Genomic DNA, 16,085 nt, shown 5'->3' on the forward strand with positions numbered 1-16,085 from the left:
GAATATGGATTACGCGAAAGAATCACTGAAACTGCACTACCAGTGGAACGGCAAAATTGAAATCGGCTGCCGCGTGCCGCTGGAAACCCGCGACGATCTGTCGCTTGCCTACACGCCCGGCGTGGCGCAGCCTTGCCTGGAAATTCAAAAGGACGTCCGGAAAAGCTATGAACTGACCCGCCGCTCGAACCTGGTCGCCGTTGTAACGGACGGCAGCGCGGTGCTGGGACTCGGGGATATCGGGCCGGAAGCGGGAATGCCCGTGATGGAAGGAAAATGCGCGCTTTTTAAAGCGTTCGGAAACGTGGACGCCGTTCCGCTCTGCATTCGCTCAAAGGACACGGACGACATTGTCAACACCGTCCGGCTGATTGCCGGCAGCTTCGGCGGAATCAATCTGGAAGACATCGCGGCCCCCCGCTGCTTTGAAGTTGAAAAACGGCTGAAAGAATGCTGCGACATTCCGATTTTTCACGATGATCAGCACGGTACGGCTATTGTCGTCGCCGCCGCCCTGATTAACGCATTCAAAGTGACCGGCAGAAAACAGGGCAACGCCAAAATCGTCATCAACGGCGCCGGGGCCGCCGGCATCGCAATCGGGAATCTGCTGCTGGACATGAAGTTCGGCAATGTGATTTTGTGTGACCTCAACGGCGCGATCTGCAGGGGGGACGACAATCTGACTTCCGGCCAGGCGGCGATTTCTCTGAGAAGCAATCTGGAACAGGAGCGCGGTTCTCTTGCCGACGTTTTGCGCGGCGCGGACGTTTTTATCGGAGTTTCGCGCCCCAATCTGGTCACGGAGGATATGGTTTCTTCCATGAATCAACCGATTGTTTTCGCCATGGCGAACCCAACGCCGGAAATCATGCCTGACGCAGCGCTTTCGGCGGGGGCGGCGGTCGTCGGAACGGGCCGCAGCGATTTCCCGAATCAGATCAACAATGTTCTGGTATTCCCCGGCGTTTTTCGCGGCGCGCTCGACGCGCGGGCGTCGGATATCAATGAGGAAATGAAAATCGCGGCGGCTACCGCCATCGCCTCCTACATCCCGGATGATAAGCTGAAGCCGGACTATATTATTCCAAGCGCTCTCGACCGCAAAGTCCCCGCCGCTGTCGCCAAAGCGGTGGCGGAAGCGGCCGTGAAAAGCGGAGTTTCCCGAATCTGAAATTGAATGCCGGGAGCTGAGCCAATGAATTACAGTGATCTGGTCAACACCGCGGTCGAAGCCGGCTATCTTCTGGTGGCCAACGGCGGGGAAATCTACCGGGCCGAAGAATCCATGCAGCGAATTTTCCGCGCCTACGGCGTGGAAACCGGCGAAGTGTTCGTCATTCCGACCCTGATTGAGGTAACCGTCTGCACGCGGGACGGCAGGCCGATCACACGGATTAAGCGCGTGCCGACGCGCACGATGAATCTGGACCGCGTCGATCAGGTGAACGCCCTCTGCCGGCGTATCTGGAGCGATAAGCCGCAGTTTTCCGAAATCAGGGCGGAGCTGGACCGCATCGGAAAGCGCCCCACGCTGTCGTTTCCGATGCAGATACTCGCTTATGCGCTGATCGGGGCGGCCTTCACGCTCTTCTACGGCGGTTCCCCGCGCGACACCGCCGTGGCTCTGTTCTGCGGCGCGGCGATCCGGCTTGTCACACGGTCCTTGGAACTCTTTCGCGTCAATTCCTTCTTCATCAACGTTGCAGCCAGTTTCGTGGCGGCTGCGATTGCCCTGACCGCGGCAAATTTCGATTTTTTCCTGAGCTACGATAAAATAATCATCGGCTCCCTGATGAATCTGGTACCGGGAATCGCAATCACGAATTTTATGCGGGATATTATCGCGGGCGACCTGATCGCCGGAATTCTGCGCCTGACCGAAAGCGTCCTGGTCGCAACCGCCATCGCCATCGGCGCGGGCATTGCCCTGACTGCCTCGCGCATGCTGTTGGGGGTGTAATAATGGAAATATTTCTGAGCTGCCTGTGGGCATACGCCGCTTGTATCGCTTTCTGCTTCCTGTTTAATATCCGCGGACGCGCACTGACGATTGCCTCCTTTGGAGGATTTCTCGGCTGGCTGTGTTTTTCTCTGCTTTCCCCCCTGCACAACGATATGATTCAATATTTTATCGCAACCGTTGTTACGGCGGTCTATTCCGAAAGCATGGCGCGGTTCGCCAAGAAACCCGCGACCGAATTTCAGATTATCGCGCTGCTCCCCTTTGTACCTGGCGGCGGCATCTTTTACACCATGGAATATGTTGTAATCGGCAACAATTCCATGTTTCTCAGCACCGGCCTTCACACGCTGGGAATCGCGGGAGCCCTTGCGATGGGAGTGCTTCTGGTTTCCACACTGGTCCGGCTCTTTCACATTGCCAGAACCCACCGGGAATGGTAAAAGCCCGCCCTTTGGGACAGGCTTGATTCATTTTGCACTCAGGTTGACTGCCCGAGATGAAGTTACCAGGGCAGCCCCTTGGGCATACCCGTATTAGCCGAAATCACCGTAGAGGCAGTCCTTTGCCCCTCGCCCCTCTGCCGCACTTAGTGCTGAGCCGCTTCCGACCCTGATTTTTTGCCTTTTGCCAAGAACAGCGTAGGGATTACGGCGACCACGGTAAAACCGATGGACCACCAGAAAGAGACGTTGAATGCGCGCGCAGCCGCATGAAGATCGGAATCAGCACGCCCCGCCATCTGACCCTGCGCAACGGTTGCAAGAATCGCCGACCCGAAAGCACCGCCGATGGTCTGAAAAATTCTTGTCGCGATGCTCGCATGCGGAATTTGCTCTTTCGACAGACCGACGTAAGCGGACATCATGATGGCGATAAACAAACCGCCGAGTCCGGCCCCCCTGATGAGAAGGGCAAGAGATAAAAGGATATAATTTGATTCCGTACCGGCAAAAGCAAACGGCAGCGTGCCGATTGTAACAGTGGCGAGGCTGAAAAGCACAATATTGCGCGAACCGCCGCGATCAGCCGCTTTGGCGGCCCAGCTCCGGGTGAGCAGCATGCCTACGCCTTGCGGAATCATCCACAGCCCCGCAGCAAGCGCGCTTGCGCCGCGCACTTCCTGATAATAGAGCGGCAGCATCAGCATGGCCCCGTTTGTAATAATGCCGCTGAAAATCAGCAGGATATTTGAGACGGAAAAATTGAGGGATTTGAACAGCCGCACGTTCAGCGCCGTTTCCCGTTTTGTCTGCAAGGCATGAACAACATACAGAACCATCAAAACGAGGCCGATGAGCAGCGGAATATAGACCGCGCTGTCCGCAACGCCGCCGTGCGTGCTTATCTGGACGATACCGTAAATCAAGATTGCGAATGCGGGCGATAACAAAAGCATACCGAGCAGATCAATGGAAGCTTTCTGATCGAGAAGATTATCTTTCGGTATCCCCCATACGGAGAGGGGAATCGCTACGATGCAGATCGGAATATTGACCCAGAAGATGGCGTGCCAACCCAAGTTATTGACAATGATGCCGCCCAGCACCGGCCCGAGAATCGGCCCGAGCAAAGATGGTATGCTGATAATTGCCATAATTCGCCCGAGATTGCGGCCGCCGGAAACCTGAACAAGCTCCGTCTGAAGGGTCGGCATCAACAGTCCGGCGCCGACGCCCTGAATAACCCTGAACGCGATCATGCTCTCAATGCTCCAGGAAAGCATGGTGCAGATGGAACCAATCAGGAAAATGACCAGGGAAAAGATATAGAGCCGTTTGCATCCAAACCGTCTGGTGGCCCAGCCGGAGACCGGAACAGCCAGCCCCATTGCCAGCACATAGCCCGTCGTAACCCACTGCACGACGGAGATAGTTGCCTTCATTTCGGCCGCGATGGTGTGGAGCGCCACATTGACCATCGTGGAATCAAACAGCGGTGCGAGCGCGCCGACGATCAGAATAATAGCAACCCGCAGTGCCACCGGATCAAGTCTTTCTTTTACCGGCCTTACTTTTTTTGTACTCAAGAATATCATCCTCCTTTTTCAAAAGAAACGGTTGCGTTTCTTATATGCATATGATAAAATAAATGCGAAATACTTTCAATTCGCATACTTCACATGAATATAAGAAACTATATCGTTTCCTATATGCACATTCTATAACGATGGATGGGATTAAAGGATTGGAGGGAATGAAGGATGGACGAGCAAAAAAAAGGCACTCGCCGTCGTGGAGAGATTCTGGAAGAGGCAATTATGGATGCCACGTTGGATGAACTCGACCAAATCGGCTATGCACACCTGACGATGGAAAAAGTAGCGGATCGGGCGGGGACCAACAAGGCTGTCCTTTACCGCCGCTGGGCAAACAAGTATGAACTTGTGATTGCTGCCTTGCATAAGCGTCTGCCTAAAATCACCGAAGCGGTTCCAAATACCGGAAATCTGCGGGATGACGTGTATGCCTATCTGCAAGAGCGTATTCGACCGCTGAAGGCAATCGGCGTGCAGACGATCCGGGGACTTATGATGGAGCCGTTGATTTGGCGTCATATCGCCGCGGCCATGCCGCAATTTGCTCAGTGGAAATCGGAAAACAAGCTGACGGCTGCGATGACGGCCATGATGAAAAACGCGGAAAAGCGTGGGGAAGTCTGCCTTGAAGGGCTGTCGCCCAGGATCATCACCCTGCCCATTGACCTGTTGCAGTATGAACTAATTACAAAACAGGAAATTTCCGACACAACCGTCACGGAGATTGTAGACGAAATTTTTATGCCGCTGATCCGTTATAGTCAAACAGCAGATCAATCATGATAAATCTCAATTTCAACAGACCGGTTCGATTTTTTTGATAAGTCGTCTGCATTTCTTTACATCCCGGCACGCTTCAGATACACCGTCTGCTTGAATTTACTTGTTCCCATAAATGAAGCCCACCCTTTTGGGTAGGCTTCTTTTATGATGCCGTAGGGTAGGCTGCCCATCAGAAATTTTCAGGGCGGTTCCTATGGGATTGCAAGGTTAGCCGGTCGATTTCATGAATACGATTAATTCGCCTGGCCGCTTCTTTTCTCGTTAGCAGGTGCACCCACGGTGCCCGTGCCGAGACAGCAGCGCCGGACCCCCGGTTGCCGAATTCCTCAAACCGAACCGCTGTCCGGTCCTGAGGGCGGCCTTCCCAATCCGCCCATCCCCTTTCCGTAATGTGGGAACCAATCTTACAGTTCAAAAAAGCCGCAGCAGCGTGCTCCCTCCAAGGCCGCCCCAGGTATACCGTACCGGGAGCACAGTCAGAGTCAAGGCGGCAGCGGTAAAAAAGAAATCCGTATGTCTGGTCCAGCGGCGTGCAGGCCGCTGTCACATAGCCGTTAATGCTTTTTCCCCGGTTAGCGGAAACAATCTCACAGTTTTCAAACGCTGCCTCCGCGCCTCCAAAAATGAAATCGACGTCTCCCTCCACACGACAGTCCCTGAAATAATCCATGCAGGGCCGTCGCGGCATTTGCTCGCCCGGCCCTTTAAACGAGTCGGGGATCCTCGGTTGGTCCGGTAGCGGTGCCAAAAATAGGGTATCCTGCCGCGAGGTGATATTCACATGCTCAAACCGAGCCAGAGAGGAATCCGTGTAAACGGCAACCGCCTGCCCGGCGATGTCGCCGTTGCCCGCGGTGTTTTTCACGGACAGATTTTCCAGAAGAGCGCGCCGGGCATTCATGTACAGGGTATAGCTCCGAAATGTTCCAAGCATTTCCCCGTTTGCGCCCGAAAAATTTGCACCATCGCCAAAAGAAATGACGGTTCGGTCCGGGTCTTCGCCGACCAGTTGGATCTCATTTGCGAAAAGCGTCAGCTTCTCCCGATACCATCCGTTCTTAATGTAGATCTCCATTTTATCTCCGTGGGCTGCCTTGGCTGCTTCCGCGACGGTCGTGAACTCTCCCGACCCGTCTTTTGAAACCGTTGCCCTCATGCTTTCATTTCAACAGCCCGTCTTTCAAAAACGCGCAGTCCCGCGCGGCGAAAGCCGGGTTGGCCTCTTCCCTGAGAATACTGAGATTTTGGGGCAGTTTTTTCAGCTGCTCAAACAAATACGGATAATCCAGCACGGAGTGGGCCAAATCCGTTTTATATAGCTGTCCCCGCCGGTCAACGGCCCTTCCTTTAAAATGAACGGACACGATGTCTTTTCCAAGTCGATGAAACATCCGGTCCCAAATTTCACGCTGCGCGCCGGCAGATTTCGGGGAAAGCAGATTGCAGGGATCGAAAATCACTTTCAGATTCGGTGAAGCGGCGGCCCGCAAAACTTGCAGAGCGCATTCCGGCGTGTTGACCGTATGCGCGAGAACAGGTTCGATCGCAAGGATGACGCCGGTATTCTCCGCCTCCCGCAAAATAGGTTCCAGTGTTTCCAGAAAAACCCGCAGCGCATCTCTGCGCGACATTCCGCCCTGCTTTTCCCGCGCCGTGGTTTCCAATCCGACGCAGCCGGCACCCAACCGCTTTGCGTAAGGCAAACAGCGCAGCAGCAGTTCAGCATTCTTATCACGGACTTTACGGTCCGGCAGGGCAAGGTCTGTGTAAGCGCCGAACACCGCTGTGCTGAGTCGATTCCCTTTCATGGCGGCGGCTGTTCGGTTCACGATTTCCGAAGTCAGGTCATTCAGCTCTTTCACACCGGCAATCGCCTTTTGAAACGCGAGTTGTACACAGCTGAAACCGTCCTGAGATATTTGTGAAAAAAGCTGTTCCGGTTCGCGGCACCCATAGTCGTGCGCACGCACTCCGACGGCAATCACAGGCCAAGTCTCCCCTCTTTCGGCTCGGTCGGTGCCTCATCTATTCTGAGCAGCTCGGCAAACGCCATCAAAAAAGGGGCAACACCTTTCCCCTCATTCTGTACGACAGGTTCCCCATAATAATAAACGGGAGTTCCATCCCGTTCTTCCGGCCCCCCCAACCCAGCGACCATGCAGACGCCCCCAAGAGACGGATTCAGCGGTCCGTCCATGAAGTACCGGTTCAGAATGCCGTTAAAAGCCTGCTTTGCGCGCTCCGCGTAACGAACCGGCAGGAGATGCAGGCGAACTGCTTTTAAAATGCTGTACGCAATCATTGCCGTTCCGCTGGTTTCGAGATAATTGCCTTTTTCCATTCCCCGGTCGACTACCTGATAAAACATGCCGGTAGAATCCTGAAATACAAGCACCGCGTCCAAGAGCTCGCGCATCATGGACTGAAGGCCGCGGTATTCATAATAAAGCTGTTCGTCCATCACTTCCAGCGTCTCGACCAATGCCATTAAGAGCCATCCTTCCGCGCGGAGCCAGAAAGAAGGGGAGCACCCAGTCATTTTGTCTGCCCAGCCCGCGGTGCGGCTCTCATCGTAACCGTGATAGTACAGACCTGTTTTTTCATCCCTCATTCTTTTGCGGACTACCGAAAACTGGGTGTAGATATCAAAATAGTTTTTCATTCCGTCATACCGGTTCTCATACATCATAAAAAACGGCATGGCCATATAAAGCCCATCCAGCCACACCTGACACGGGTAGGAAATTTTATGCCAAAAATTTCCTTCCCGCGTCCGCGGAATCTCAATCAGCCTGGAGAAAAAGAAGTCCATCCCTTTGCGATATTTCTCTTTGCCCGTCAGATCAAACAAGGGGAAAAAAACTCTTGCGGGCGCAATGGCGTCCAGACTGCGGTCATCGTCAGACAGCGCGGGAGGAGAACCGTCCTCCCGCAGAAGTTCGCCCATAAAGGAATCCGTGAATTTCAGATATTTTTCCTTTCCCGTCGCCGCATAAAGCTGCAGATACGCAGATAACATACAGCCATCGACATAATTCCATCGGTTTTTATCCGGCTTTTGAAGCCGTTCCAGGTTCCATGCAGGGCTTTGCGCGCAGCTTCGTTCCATTAAGCTATCCGCGAACCTCCCCAACCGGCTAATTGTCTCCGTGTCCATTGGATTCTTCCTCCCACAGCTCCTCAATATCTGCAAAGTCCGTTTTTTCTCCTTCAAACCCCTCGATCGTTACACCGGCAAGCGACAGCTTTTTCACATTACGTGCAAACAGCCCCAACTTCGCGACCGGTTCCAAACCGTCCATCATCGCCGGGTACCCGGCCCGTGCGTCCGCCGCAAAGGAAATCCGCACATTCCGAAAGCTCACGCTTTCAATCGGCATTTCCGGCAGACCGCAAAGGAACACTCCCGCAGTGCTGCAATGCTCGCATACAATATTGCGGCAGCTCAGGTTACCGACCCTGGGAGTAAACTCGTTGACCGGAACCGGTTTTTTCGAGGAAACATAATCACTGTGCCCGTCCGGGTCGCAGCAATAGAACATATTGACGACAAAAGGTGTGTTGACCCGATCCATCCATATATTTTCGAGAGAAACGCGATCCACGACTGACAATTCGCCCCTTCCGCGCCTTGTTTTGATTCTCAGGCCGCGGTCGGTTCCCTGAAACACGCACTGTGTGGCACTAATGCTCCGCGCGCCTGCGGAAACATCGCTGCCGATCACCACGGCGCCATGCCCCCGCTCCAGCAGACAGTTTCTCAGCGCAATCCCGCAAGTTGGTGTTTTCAAACGGCTGCCCATATAGATTTTGCTGGATTTCAGAGCGACGCAGTCGTCCCCAACTGAAATGACAGCGCCGCAGATTTTCACGCCGCTGCAAGCCTCCACGTCGATTCCATCCGTATTCGGGGAATCCGGGTCATTGTAAATCCGAATATCCAGAAGACTGACGTCTTTACTGTAAAATGGGTGAACCGTCCAGGCATAGGAATTTTCAAGCGTTATACCCTGAACACGAATCTGCTCGCATCCGTTCAGAAAGAGCATCCTGGGCCTCCAGGCACCGCGCTTTACCTTTGGATTCCGCCACCAGTCCCCCTGAGCCGCATTCGCGTTTATAATACCCGGACCGACAATGTCAACATTGCTGACATGGATTCCGTTTAGAAGGCTTGCAAAAGAGGACAGCGGATTCCCCTCCCAACTACCGAGGTAATACTCCTCCCGTTCATCCTCGGACTGTGTTACTCCCGGGAGAACCGGATAAACGCTGCGGTCGGTCATTCCAAGCAGCATGGCGCCTTCCGCAAGCTCCAGCGTCATATCGCTTTTCAGAAACAGCGGACCCGTCAGGTAAACTCCGCTCGGAATCAACACCGTTCCGTTCTTCGGACAGCATAAAATCGCAGCCTGAATCGCGGAGGTATCCTGTTTCACGCCATCTCCGGCGGCGCCGAAGTCCCGCGCGTTCAGCCGGAAGCTCTCCCTCTTTGTGGTAAAAGCATGAGAAACGGCTGTACCGTTTGCGGAAACGGTCACCCGATACTCCGTATTCGGCCTTAGGTCGTAAAGGCTGAAAATATTGCGGTTCAGATTTTCAGCGATTTTTCTGCCGTTGAGTTCAACATCATACGGAATCCGGGAATGATAGCAGTCCGAGTTCGTCAGTTCAAACGAGACACTGCGAACAAAAAGACCGATAATTTTGAAATCCACAATTTGTCACCTACAATGCATGAATATCTTGATATTGCAAAACAGGAAAAATAGTGTAAAATGAAAATATCTAGAACGAAAGGCGGTGTCAACCATAGTCAGGGAATACGTCTATTCTCCTCATTACGATTTTTTTATCAGCAAGTCTCACCGAACAGCCGGGTATGACATGAAAACCTTTCATATGCACAAAAAATATGAAATTTACTATCTGGCCGAAGGGGCCCGGAAATATTTCATCGACGACTCCGTATACCCCGTCAATGCCGGCAACATCGTCATCATAGGCCCAGACGAAATACATAAAACTGCCTCCTCCGGCGATGCCCCTCACACCCGCTATGTACTGAATTTCAATCCTGAATATTTCGGCCGGTCGTGGGACTGGGGCTTTGACCCTTTTTCTTTTTTCAGCCTCGGCATCAAAGTTTTGACCGTTTCCATGAAACTGCAGGGCCTGTTTGAGAGCATTTTTCAGCGGTTGTACGATTTGAACGGCAGGAACTCTCCGGAAGCGGTCGTTCTGCGCCGCGCCCTGCTTGCCGAACTGCTGATTACCCTGAAAAGCTGTGCCGAAGAACAGGCGGCACGGCATGAGAACTCTGAAAAGCTGAGTAATAAGACCGTCGATAGGATCATCGCTTTTATTTTAAAGAACTATACATCTCAGCTAAATCTGAAAGGAATAGCCGCCCAATTTTATATCAGTCCCTATTATCTGAGCCATTTGTTTAAAAAGACGACAAATTTATCCGTGGTCGAATATATCAACAGCGTGCGGATCCGCGCGGCAAAAAAATTGCTGGAGACCACCGGATGTTCGATCAGCAGCATCGCGACAAAAACAGGGTTCAACACCAGCGCCCATTTCAGCCGGATGTTTAAGCTGGGTACCGGAATGTCGCCGACTCAGTACCGCAGATATTACAGCCCGGAGCATAAGGACAAAACGGCTAACCCTTAAGACTTCCTGTCGTCAGGCCCTCCACAAACTGCTTCTGCCCCAGCGCAAATACTATGATCGACGGAATCAGACTGATGACGGACATCGCGATAATCTGATTTTCATCATACCCGTTGCCGGTCGCGTCCATCGACATGCGCAGCGCAATCGTAACCGGATACTTTTTTACGCTGGAAATATAGATTAACGGCCCGATAAAGTCATTCATCGACCACATAAAAGAAAACAGCCCGATGGATACAATCCCCGGTTTAATCACCGGAACCAGAATGCGGATTAACGTATTTATGCGGGAACAGCCGTCTATCTTCGCAGCTTCATCCAAATCTTTCGGAATGCTTCTAAAAAACTGAATCAGCAAAAACACAAAAACTCCATCGCTCGCGAACAGATGGGGCAGCACCAAAGGCGTGTAGGTATCCAGAACCCGAAACCATCCCCACATGACGTACTGCGGAATTCTCAGGATAATGACCGGCAACAGCATTGTGGCAATCAGGAGAGAAAACAGCACTTTCTTACCGGGGAACTCAAATCTGGCAAAACCGTAGGCCGTCAGAACACTGGAAACGATCGTGAAAATTACGGTTGGAATTACCATTTTAAACGTGTTGAGAAAATAGTGCCCCATAGTATACTCAGAGCCTGTTACCCAGCCGTGCCGATACGGTTCCGCACTGAACGATTTCGGCATAAACCAGATGGATGAATGGATATCCGCGTTGCTTTTAAAACTGGCGCCGAACAGCCAGAGCATCGGATACAGCATAACGATGCTTACGGCAATCAAAATAACATATAAAATCACTTTACGGACCTGCTTTTTGACCAGTGCATCAAGCATTGTCGTTCCCCTTTCCATCGTCGTTATAAAAGACCCAGTACTTGGAATAGCGGAATACCAGCAGCGTGAATACCAGAATAATGACAAACAGAATCCAGCTCATCGCCGCGGCGTAACCCATTTTATAGCTTTTAAAGGTCTGATCGTAAATGTACATGGAAAGCAGATAGGTTCCGTGCTGGGGCCCGCCGGATGTAATCAGATAAGGTCCGTTGAATTCCTGGAATGCCATAATCAGCTGCATCACCAGATTATAAAAAATCGTCGGGCTTAAAAGCGGGACCGTGATTTTGAAAAACTGCCTTATTTTGGAACAGCCGTCCACACTGGCCGCTTCATACAGTTCTCCCGGAACGCTTTGCAGACCCGCGAGAAAGATAACCATGGTGGAGCCGAATTCCCATACGCGCAGCAACGCGATCGTCATCAGGGCGGGGAACTGCTCCCCGAACCACCCAACAGGCGGCACGCCAAAAGCGGCTAGGACTTGGTTTGCAAGACCGTTTGACTGGAAAATAAACTTCCACAGCACCGCGATCGCCACGTTAGAACCCAGAATGGATGGAATGTAGTACGCCGTACGAAAAAAATTGATTCCTCTGATTTTCATATTCAGAATCATCGCGATCAGCAGGGAAAATACAATTTTCAGCGGGACTTCCATCACGACATATTCAAACAGAACCGAAATCGACTTTTTGAAGATAGGATCCTGAAATAACCGGATATAGTTTGCCAGACCGACCCATTTGGGGTCGGTTACCAGATTAAACCTGGTGAAACTGAGGTAAAAGGATGTGATAAACGGGTACAAGGTAAACAGCAGAAACCCAATACACCACGGCGCCACATAAAGCAGCCCGTGAAAACGGCTCTCCCCCAATTTGCGTGCAGACTTCGTTTTTTTCTGACTTCTTTTATTGTCCGATGCAGTAGCTTCCATTTCCACTCATCTCTCTCCGCTTGCTATGCTAATTTAAGAGCATACGGACACGCTGCGGTCTTCCATACAGCGTGCCCGCGTTGTCAGAGGAATTTATCAAAACATACTTTTACTCAACAATACCGGAAAGGACGCTCTGCATGGTATCATAAAGCGTCTGCGCGGCGCTTTGGGTATCCGCCGTGCCGTAGGAAATGGACTGGACCGCCGTGATGTAGGCCTGCGCCATGTCGGAATTGTTCATGTAAGGACTCTGCAGCACCGGTTTGCAATTCATGATCTGCAAGGTTCCCTGATAGGAAAGGTCCTTTTCCAAATTACTATCCGAGGCAGAGAGTGCTTTCATTGCCGCTTTGCTGGATGGAATGCCCCGCGATGTACCGAGGACGACCGCGGCGTCAGGGTCGTTCAGCAGCCAGTTGAGGAACAAAGCGGACTGTTTTGGATATTTTGTTTCCGCGCTGATTGCCAGCAGGAGGGACGGCTTTTCCAACCAGCCGCTCATTTTTGCGCCCGACAACTCCGGCAGTTCGCCCAAAACCAGCTCGCTCTTCTTTTCGGTCAGCACCTTGCTGAATTTGCCGACGGATGAACTCCACTCCAACATGCCCGCGACCTTGCCGGAAATGAAATTGTCTGTCTGGTACAGCGGTGTCGTTCCGGCGTCGTTTTGAATTTGTTTCTGTGTTCTTGTGACATGGTTCTTTTCAAGTTTCATATAAAAATCGAGCGCGTCTTTGATCTCATCGATGCTGAACCCGATCTTTCCATTCTGGTCCAAAAATTCCTTGCCCGTTTTCTGCTGCTCGTAAGCAACCGCTGCGTAAAAGGAAGTATAACCGCTGCCGGTATCAAGGTCCGTCGGATACATGTCTTTGCCGGCCGCCTCGAATTTTTTGCCCGCTTCAATCAGATCATCCCACGTCTTCGGAATGCCGACGTTTAGCTTGTCAAAAGCAGTCTTGTTGTAGAAGAAGCTGCGCCCGGTAACCGAAACGGCAATCGCGTTCAGATTCCCCTTTCTCATCCCGAATTCCAGAGTACTGTCATCCCACTGGGAAAGGTCGATAATGCCGCCAAGAGTTTTCAAGTCGTAAAACCCCTTGCCGTCTGGTGAAAGCGACGGAATCCAATCGTGATTTACCTGGACAATATCCGGCGCGGTATGCCCCGCAAACTGAGTGTTGACCTTTTCCTGCATTCCGTTAAAGCCAGCATACTCGGCGTTTATGGTTATGTAGGGATACTTTTCCTCAAACTTTTTAATGGCCTTCAATGTTGCCTCATGGCGATCATCTCCGCCCCACCATTCAAATCGAAGAGTAACCGGATCCGTCGGAATGCCCTCGCTGCTAACCGCTTCGCTGCCGGCCTCAGCTGCGGGCGAAACGGCGGCATCCGCTTTTGAGCCGACCGGATTTGCTCCTCCTGAACAGCCGGCCATGGTCCCCCCGCAAAGCAGGGTGGACAAAAGAACAGCTAATAACCTTTTCATAATATCTTCCTCCCATCAATTTCATCCTGTTTTCTATCAGGTTATTAAATAATCTATATTTTAACTTTATCGTTTCCTCATTGGAATTACAACAGCGGTTTTTGCTCTTCTGTTTTTTAACCGTGCAAATATTGCTATTTTAGTCTGATATTCTCGATTAAATTTAGCGTTATTTCATAATGCTCAGCAACATTGGCCTTATTTTTTTGCTCGAAATATCCACGCATTTCTCAGAATAAATATGTTTAACGGAAAAATGCAAAAAAACAGCGCCGCCCATTCAGGGCGGCGCTTATATAGTTCGTATTTCGAATCACGCCATATGGATCGTATCGATCTGCTGAAAATCGGGATAACCTTCCTCTGCATGCTCGGAAACATCCAGTCCGGCAAGCTCTTCTTCCGCGCTGACCCGCAGGCCAACCGTGGATTTCAAAACTTTGAACAGCACAAAGCTTGTTGCCGCGGTCCATGCGCCGACAGTCAGAACGCCAAGCAGCTGAACACCGAACAGTCCCAGTCCGCCGCCGTAGAACAGGCCCTTGCTGGTATCGAACAAGCCGACCATCAAGGTGCCGTAAACGCCGCAGGTGCAATGGCAGCTGATCGCGCCCGCCGGGTCATCGATTTTCAGAACCTTTTCAAAGAATTCAATCGACGCGACCACAAGCACGCCAGCAATCAAACCGATGACCAGAGCGCCTTCAATGCTGACATAGGCGCAGCCGGCGGTTATTGCAACCAATCCGCCGATCGCTCCGTTCAGCGCCATGCTGACGGATGGCTTTTTGTGCTTGAACCACGTGTAGATCATTGCAGCGAAAGCGCCTGCCGCTGCGGCAATATTGGTGGTCATCGCGATGGTCCCGATTGACGCAATGCTGAACTTTCCATCGTCGCCCAGCGTCAGCGCGGACAGAGTAGAGCCCGGGTTAAATCCAAACCAACCAAACCAAAGAATAAAGACGCCGAGCGCGGCAAGCGTAATGCTGTGGCCGGGAATACTGTTGGGCTTTCCGTCTTTTGAGTATTTGCCGATACGGGGCCCAAGCATCGCTGCGCCGACCAGAGCGGCCCAACCGCCGATGGAGTGAACAACCGTGGAACCGGCAAAATCCTGGAAGCCCATTTGGGCAAGCCAGCCGCCGCCCCAGATCCAGTGGCCCGCGACCGGGTAAATCACCAGCGAAATGACCGCGCTGTAGATGCAGTAAGCAATAAATTTGGTGCGTTCCGCCATGGCACCCGATACAATGGTCGCGGCGGTTGCGCAGAAAACGGTCTCCCAAAGAATAAATGCATCGACCGGAATCCCGCAAACCGAAATCGTATGATCAATCGTCCCAAAGAAATCCGATCCGCCAAACAGGCCCCCCACGCTTTGGCCGAACATCAAGCCGTAACCGACAAAATAGAACGCGATGGACCCGATGCAAAAGTCCATCAGGTTCTTCATCATAATATTGGCGGCGCCTTTCGAACGTGTTGAGCCCGTTTCCAGCATTGCGAATCCGGCTTGCATAAAAAACACCAGAAACGCGGAAATCAGAGTCCATACCGTATTAATGGAAGTCAGCAGCTCTGCGGGGAGCGAAGCCGCGCTCACCGCTGATAAAAGAATATTTTGTAGCCCCGTTTGCATAACAGCAAAATTCATAATGACCCTCCGTTCTTGATTCGATTCATACCCCAATGCGCACCTGTTCTTACCCAAAAAGGCGCCGGACCTATTAAATAGGTCCGGCGCCTTTGCCGATATTTCATATCCGCCTGCTGGTATAAGAATGGTGATTCAATTTCGCCGGTGCTGCTCAAACACCGTTAAATCTTGATGCCTTATTATATATCACTCAAGTAATAATTGCAAGTTCATATTTAAATTATTCATTTATTTGTATGCTCATATAAAAACACCTTCAGATTTGACTATGGATTGTGCATTTTTTAAACAACCGCCTTCTGTAATGGACTTATCACAATTACTGTATGCAGTATATTTAAAAAATGTTTCATAATCGATCAACTTTGCTTAACTATTTAATCTTTGGTCAGGTACGACGCACAAACCGTCTCTTGCAGTATGTGGGTTATCATCCGCTGCTTTTCCCGCCTTCCGGGTAAAACCCGCCCAATCTGCGGCTGCAAGTGATTGCGCGCCTGCAAAATAATTTTCTTCAACAAAAAAGCCGTCCACGAATGCGGACGACTTTTTATGGCTCCCCAAGTTGGACTCGAACCAACGACCCTGCGGTTAACAGCCGCATGCTCTACCGGCTGAGCTATTGAGGAATATGAAGATGTTGGCATCACCTATTGTTCCGGGCCGTTACCAGCCAA

Annotated in this window: 14 protein-coding genes and 1 tRNA gene; 5 read left to right on the forward strand and 10 right to left on the reverse strand. The window is 51.7% G+C overall.

Features of this window, described 5'->3' with window-relative positions:
- The first annotated feature begins 4 nt into the window (after positions 1–4).
- The 3 genes from CAFE_RS06085 to CAFE_RS06095 are packed head-to-tail and all read left to right on the forward strand — an operon-like array spanning position 5 to position 2,406.
- Positions 5–1,174, forward strand: a complete 1,170-nt coding sequence (locus tag CAFE_RS06085) for an NAD(P)-dependent malic enzyme (protein WP_066647318.1) — start codon at positions 5–7, stop codon at positions 1,172–1,174.
- A 24-nt stretch (positions 1,175–1,198) separates the two neighbouring features.
- The gene (locus tag CAFE_RS06090; RefSeq protein WP_166525078.1) at positions 1,199–1,963 is read left to right on the forward strand and encodes a threonine/serine exporter family protein; all 765 of its coding nucleotides are present in this window, start codon (positions 1,199–1,201) and stop codon (positions 1,961–1,963) included.
- A 2-nt stretch (positions 1,964–1,965) separates the two neighbouring features.
- Positions 1,966–2,406, forward strand: coding sequence for a threonine/serine exporter family protein (locus CAFE_RS06095; protein ID WP_066647324.1), 441 nt, complete (start codon positions 1,966–1,968; stop codon positions 2,404–2,406).
- A 146-nt stretch (positions 2,407–2,552) separates the two neighbouring features.
- On the opposite strand, the gene CAFE_RS06100 is transcribed toward CAFE_RS06095, so the two are convergent.
- Complete coding sequence (locus CAFE_RS06100; RefSeq protein WP_156990113.1) at positions 2,553–3,992, reverse strand: MDR family MFS transporter; 1,440 nt, start codon at positions 3,990–3,992, stop codon at positions 2,553–2,555.
- 174 nt (positions 3,993–4,166) lie between these two features.
- On the opposite strand from CAFE_RS06100, the gene CAFE_RS06105 reads away from it, so the two are divergent.
- On the forward strand, positions 4,167–4,784 hold the full coding sequence (locus CAFE_RS06105; RefSeq protein WP_066647328.1) for a TetR/AcrR family transcriptional regulator: 618 nt from the start codon (positions 4,167–4,169) through the stop codon (positions 4,782–4,784).
- 169 nt (positions 4,785–4,953) lie between these two features.
- Here CAFE_RS06105 and CAFE_RS06110 read toward each other — a convergent pair whose 3' ends face one another.
- Genes CAFE_RS06110 through CAFE_RS06125 form a run of 4 tightly spaced genes read right to left on the reverse strand, consistent with a single transcriptional unit; the run spans position 4,954 to position 9,502 of the window.
- Positions 4,954–5,940 carry a pectinesterase family protein gene (locus tag CAFE_RS06110; protein ID WP_156990114.1) on the reverse strand — a complete coding sequence of 329 codons (987 nt, stop codon included), beginning with the start codon at positions 5,938–5,940 and terminating at the stop codon, positions 4,954–4,956.
- A 4-nt stretch (positions 5,941–5,944) separates the two neighbouring features.
- Positions 5,945–6,769, reverse strand: coding sequence for a sugar phosphate isomerase/epimerase family protein (locus tag CAFE_RS06115; RefSeq protein ID WP_156990115.1), 825 nt, complete (start codon positions 6,767–6,769; stop codon positions 5,945–5,947).
- Positions 6,766–7,941, reverse strand: a complete 1,176-nt coding sequence (locus CAFE_RS06120) for a glycoside hydrolase family 88/105 protein (protein ID WP_156990116.1) — start codon at positions 7,939–7,941, stop codon at positions 6,766–6,768. The genes CAFE_RS06115 and CAFE_RS06120 overlap by 4 nt, the downstream gene beginning before the upstream one ends.
- Positions 7,922–9,502 (reverse strand): glycoside hydrolase family 28 protein, encoded by a 1,581-nt coding sequence (locus tag CAFE_RS06125; protein ID WP_156990117.1) that lies wholly within the window; start codon positions 9,500–9,502, stop codon positions 7,922–7,924. The genes CAFE_RS06120 and CAFE_RS06125 overlap by 20 nt, the downstream gene beginning before the upstream one ends.
- A 169-nt stretch (positions 9,503–9,671) precedes the next feature.
- On the opposite strand from CAFE_RS06125, the gene CAFE_RS06130 reads away from it, so the two are divergent.
- A complete protein-coding gene (locus CAFE_RS06130; protein WP_066646324.1) occupies positions 9,672–10,466 on the forward strand; it encodes a helix-turn-helix domain-containing protein in 795 nt (264 codons plus the stop codon).
- Here CAFE_RS06130 and CAFE_RS06135 read toward each other — a convergent pair.
- The 5 genes from CAFE_RS06135 to CAFE_RS06155 all read right to left on the reverse strand — a co-directional run bounded on the left by CAFE_RS06135 (position 10,456) and on the right by CAFE_RS06155 (position 16,037).
- The gene (locus CAFE_RS06135) at positions 10,456–11,310 is read right to left on the reverse strand and encodes a carbohydrate ABC transporter permease (RefSeq protein WP_228724992.1); all 855 of its coding nucleotides are present in this window, start codon (positions 11,308–11,310) and stop codon (positions 10,456–10,458) included. The genes CAFE_RS06130 and CAFE_RS06135 overlap by 11 nt on opposite strands.
- Positions 11,303–12,253: a carbohydrate ABC transporter permease gene (locus CAFE_RS06140; RefSeq protein ID WP_083210128.1), complete on the reverse strand. Its 951-nt coding sequence runs from the start codon at positions 12,251–12,253 to the stop codon at positions 11,303–11,305. Before CAFE_RS06140 ends, CAFE_RS06135 begins: the two co-directional genes overlap by 8 nt.
- Before the next feature lie 109 nt (positions 12,254–12,362).
- A complete protein-coding gene (locus CAFE_RS06145) occupies positions 12,363–13,748 on the reverse strand; it encodes an ABC transporter substrate-binding protein (protein ID WP_066646326.1) in 1,386 nt (461 codons plus the stop codon).
- Positions 13,749–14,061: 313 nt separating this feature from the next.
- The gene (locus CAFE_RS06150) at positions 14,062–15,405 is read right to left on the reverse strand and encodes an ammonium transporter (RefSeq protein ID WP_066646328.1); all 1,344 of its coding nucleotides are present in this window, start codon (positions 15,403–15,405) and stop codon (positions 14,062–14,064) included.
- Between the two features lie 556 nt (positions 15,406–15,961).
- Positions 15,962–16,037: transfer RNA gene (locus tag CAFE_RS06155), tRNA-Asn, on the reverse strand.
- Between the last annotated feature and the right edge of the window lie 48 nt (positions 16,038–16,085).

The sequence above is a fragment of the Caproicibacter fermentans genome, from assembly GCF_009746625.1.
Taxonomy (GTDB): domain Bacteria; phylum Bacillota; class Clostridia; order Oscillospirales; family Acutalibacteraceae; genus Caproicibacter; species Caproicibacter fermentans.